A 4,138-nucleotide genomic window follows, 5' to 3' on the forward strand; every position below is an offset into this window, starting at 1 on the left:
CTCAACCAGGTACCGCTGACGGTGATCCTCGGCATCCTCGGTTTCCTCATGATGTTGTTCGCCGCGCTGCGCGGTGCGGCGGGCCTGCGCCGGATCAGCGGCCGTGACACCGGTCACCGGCGGCCGGGCGGTGTGCAGGGGGGATCGAAGCCGAAGCCGCGGGCTAGGGCTCCGTTCATGGAACGGGTCGAGGAGCGGTGGCGGCGGCGCTGGGAGGACCGTCCCTGACCGGGTCCGGCCAGTCCTGATTGTCATCATTGTCATCGTTCTGAATCGTGGCGGGCGTGGCGGGTGCGTCGTCCCCGCCGCCTCCCTGTCCCGTCCTCGACCGTCCGCGCGCCGAGGTCGGCGCGTCGCGTCGGAGAACCGATGCCGGGGCGATCCGCGCCAACATCCGCCTGGCCCGCGGTGCCAGCACCCACAGCGTGGTGGTGGCCAGGACGACATCCTCGCCGAGGTCTGCGACGGACGGCGGCGCGGCCATCTCCGGTGGCGCGTAGCGGGCCCGCTCCTCCGCGGAGGCCAGCCGGGCGAGTGCCGCGCGGGCCTGCGGGTAGGCCGTGGGGGGCCCGCCGTCCCCGGATTGCCACGCAGACGGTTCCGGGCGGGACCCCGGGGCCTGTGCGGTGGTCGGCTCGGCGTCCAGGTAGGCGGTCAGCCGGGCCACCCCGGCCCGCGGCGAGTCGCTCGGCCGGATCATGATTCCCAGATCCGCGGCGACGTCCAGCAGTTCTGCCCAGGCGTCGTGGACCCGTTCCAGCGTCGCCCCAGACGGGTCTGAAGGATCGTCTTCGGCCGGGCGCAGCCGGACCCGCCTCCGCTGGATCCGGGTGATCGCCGGAACGGCCAGCAGGCCCAGGACGGGCAGGGCACCGCACAGCCAGATCACCCAGGAGGGAATCCCGGTGGAGGTCGATGCGCCATCACCTGACCGCGGGGCGTCCACCGCGGTCGGATCGTCGCCGGGAGCCGGCGTGGAGGTATCCGGCACGGGCACCGGCTCGGGCGCTGCCTGCAGTTCGGTCTGATCCTGATCTTCCGGCAGGGCGGCCTCATTGTCGGGGTCCTCGGGCCCGGCGGGGGCGTAGGACGGCGCCGAGGTGGCTCCGTCGCTGCGGCGGGTCGGCTCGAAGCTGATCCAGCCGATCGACGGGAACCAGACCTCAGGCCAGGCATGCGCCTGCCGGTTGGTGATGACGTAGCTGCCGTCACTCTGCCGCTCCCCGGGGACGAAGCCGATCGCGACCCGGGCGGGTAGGCCCAGTATCCGCACCATGACCGTCATGGCCGAGGCGAACTGCTCGCAGTAGCCGCGGTGGGTGTCGAACAGGAACTGGCTGAGCGCGCCCTCCTGCGTGGTGGGGGCGCCCTGGAGGTCGTAGGTGAACTGCGGCCCCCGCAGGTATTCCTGGATCGCGTACACCTTTTCATAGGGGGTGCGCGCATCCGCGGTCACGGCCTTGGTGAGCTGGCGCAGCTGGGGATCGAGATTGTCAGGGAGCGCGGTCGCGATGTCGAGCGAGTCCGGGATCGGCCCGGTCGCGGCCTGAAGTTGCGCGCTCGTGGGATTCGGCACCACCGCGTCCACCTGGTAGTGCGCGTTCGCCGTCGAGGCCCGGGTCGAGAAGATCGTGCCTGTCGGGCTCGTCAGCCGCCAGTCGCCGGTCAGCCCCTCGATCCGGGTTGGGATGCCCGGAACCGGCAGATACAGCTCGTTGAACCGCCCGGTGACGGCCACTTCCGCACGCACCGACTGGGTGGTGCCGCCCGTCCGTGGTTTCGGTAGTCCCTCGCTGACCCGGTTCTCCCGGGTGGCGTTCAACGCCCGCAGGGTGAACAGCTGGCCGTCGAAGTTCTCCAGGGCCGTCAGTCGCAGATACTCCGGCTTGTCGAAGCGCACCCGAAGCAGGGGCACCTCCGTGCTGGCGTGCAGCTGCTGGCTCACCGAGACGATCGGCTGCACGACGCTGGCTGAACTCGGACTGTCCCCGGCGCCGGATCCACCCTTGCGCGACACTAGTCCCTCGCCGTCAAGGGACGGCAGGCCCAACGGCACCGCGATCGCAGCGACCAGCGCGGTGACGGCGACCCCGAGCGCGCCCACGGCGAGGCGACCGCCGAACATCTCGACGCCGGCCCTCCGCTGGTCGGAGACGGTCCGGCCCCATCGCCCGTACGCCAACCGCCCGTCGAGCAGGAGCAGGGCGATGAAGCTCACCGCGCCGAGTAGGAAGGGCACCGTGCCGACGCCCCCGGGCAGAATCGCCGCCGACACCGCATACAGCGCCAGCAGCGGAAGGCCGCCGAGCGTCGGGTGGTCGAACTTCACCACGATCAGATCGACGATCATGACCAGGAGGTAGACGCCGATCACCGTGAGGACCACCAGGCCCGGCCGATCGGGCACCGGCGCGGCCAGCCGTGAGATGTCGGAGCCGCCGGCGGAGATGAGCGTGCGCAGCGTCTTGACCGTGGTGGCGGTCGGCAGGAAGCCCAGCAACGCCGTCGACCGCGCGGACAGCACGGTGACGGTGCCGATGAGGCCGACCAGACTGAGCAGGATCCCGGCCGCCGCCGGCAGCAGGAGCAGGCGGCTCGCCACCCCCGTCCCGACGGCCACGGCCGTGGCGACGAGTACCGGCCCGAACCACCAGAGGACACCCTCGAACAGACGGGTCAGCGCGCTGGTGGACAGCAGACAGACGACGGTGACGATCACTGTGGGCACCGGGCGGGCGTTCACGGCACCGACCGTCCGCCGATGTGGAGACCGCCGCTGTGCCCCGTTGCCCCGGTGAGTCCCACGGTCCCGGTGAGTCCCGTTGCCCCGGTGAGTCCCACGGTCCCGGCACGTCCGGAGACTCCGGCGGCACTCGAGGCACCGACGCCGCCCGTGCCCCGGGCCCGGGCGGCGACCCGCGGCCACATCGCCGCGAGGCTGGTGCCCGCCGCCGCGACAAGGACCGCCCAGCCGGCGCGGGTGAGCACCGCGTGCGTCGTTCCGAGGTCGGCGGCGATCTTCGGGGCCGCCGCGGCGGTGCTCCAGCTGGCCACGTCGACGAGCACCGCGATCGCCGGGGCGCTGCGGGGCCGCAGCCCGGCCAGCGCGGCGGCAGTGGGCGCATCGGTGTGGCCGAGGACGGCGACAAACATGCCGCCGTGATCGGCCTGCCTGCGGCCGGCCGCGAGCGATGGGTGCAGGGACTCGGTGGGGGCGGGCGTCAGCGTTGAAAGCTCGTCGAGGAGCCCGCCGACGGTACCCCCCGCGGCGATGGCCGCCAGCCCCTGATCGGCCAGCAGTCGGACCCGGTACCCGCCCCGGACGAGGTGGACGCCGATCGCCCCGACCGCGCTCACCGCCCACTCGAACGATGCTGAGGGGCCTCTGTCGGGCCACGCCCGGGCCCGGGTGTCGATCAGGATAGTCGCCCCGCCCGTCTGCGGGTGCTCCTCGCGCCGGACCATCAGCTCGCCGCGGCGGGCGGTTGTCTTCCAATGCACCTTGCGCAGGTCGTCGCCGGACCGGTACGGACGGGTCGTCGTCTCGTTCTCACCCGCGAGCCCGGTCGGGCGGCGCAGCTGGGTGCTGACACGCGCGGCACCGGTCGGGCGGGCCGACGGCAGCCGCTCGATCGGGGGGGCCACGACCAGCTCGTCCAGGCTGCGGAAACTGCGCGACAGTTCGCACAGCCCGAACGGGTCACCGAGGCGGATCGCCATCGGTCCGATCTGGTAGCGACCGCGCATCCCCGCGTGCAGGACATAGGACAGGTCCCGGCTGCCACCGGGCTCGATCCGGCCGAGTACGAACCGGACCCCGCCGCCCAGCCCGTCCGCGGCGGCGTCCTCCACCAGGAGCACCGACGACGGCGACCGGCTGACGTTTTCCAGTCTGATCCGGACCGAGACCCGGTCCCCGGCGGTCACCCGGCTCGGTTCGAGCCGGCGGGTGCAGGCGAGCCGGTAGCGGGTCCGGCAGACGAAGGCCGCCGCGAGCACGGGGAGGAGAATGAGGAGCAGGCCGATCCGCAGCAGGTCCTGCTCGCCGAGCACGGCCGCGGACGCCGCGCAGGCGATGCCGGCGGCGACGAACGACCGGCCGCGGATCGTCAGGCCACGCAGCGCCGCGACAAAGTCG

Annotated in this window: 2 protein-coding genes and 1 pseudogene; 1 reads left to right on the forward strand and 2 read right to left on the reverse strand. The window is 72.7% G+C overall.

Translation table 11 applies throughout. The features are described 5' to 3' along the window. A pseudogene (locus ACY45C_RS16180) lies at positions 1–228 on the forward strand (DUF3040 domain-containing protein); the annotation flags it as partial. Here the strand turns inward: ACY45C_RS16180 and ACY45C_RS16185 are convergent. After that, entirely contained in the window at positions 176–2,743 is a 2,568-nt protein-coding gene (locus ACY45C_RS16185; protein ID WP_462188416.1) for a transglutaminase TgpA family protein, read from the reverse strand. The pseudogene ACY45C_RS16180 and the gene ACY45C_RS16185 sit on opposite strands and share 53 nt — an antisense overlap. Continuing rightward, the coding region (locus ACY45C_RS16190) for a DUF58 domain-containing protein (protein WP_462188417.1) at positions 2,740–4,138 on the reverse strand (1,399 nt) is incomplete at its 5' end. The genes ACY45C_RS16190 and ACY45C_RS16185, both read right to left, overlap by 4 nt.

The organism is Frankia sp. CcWB2 (assembly GCF_977927585.1).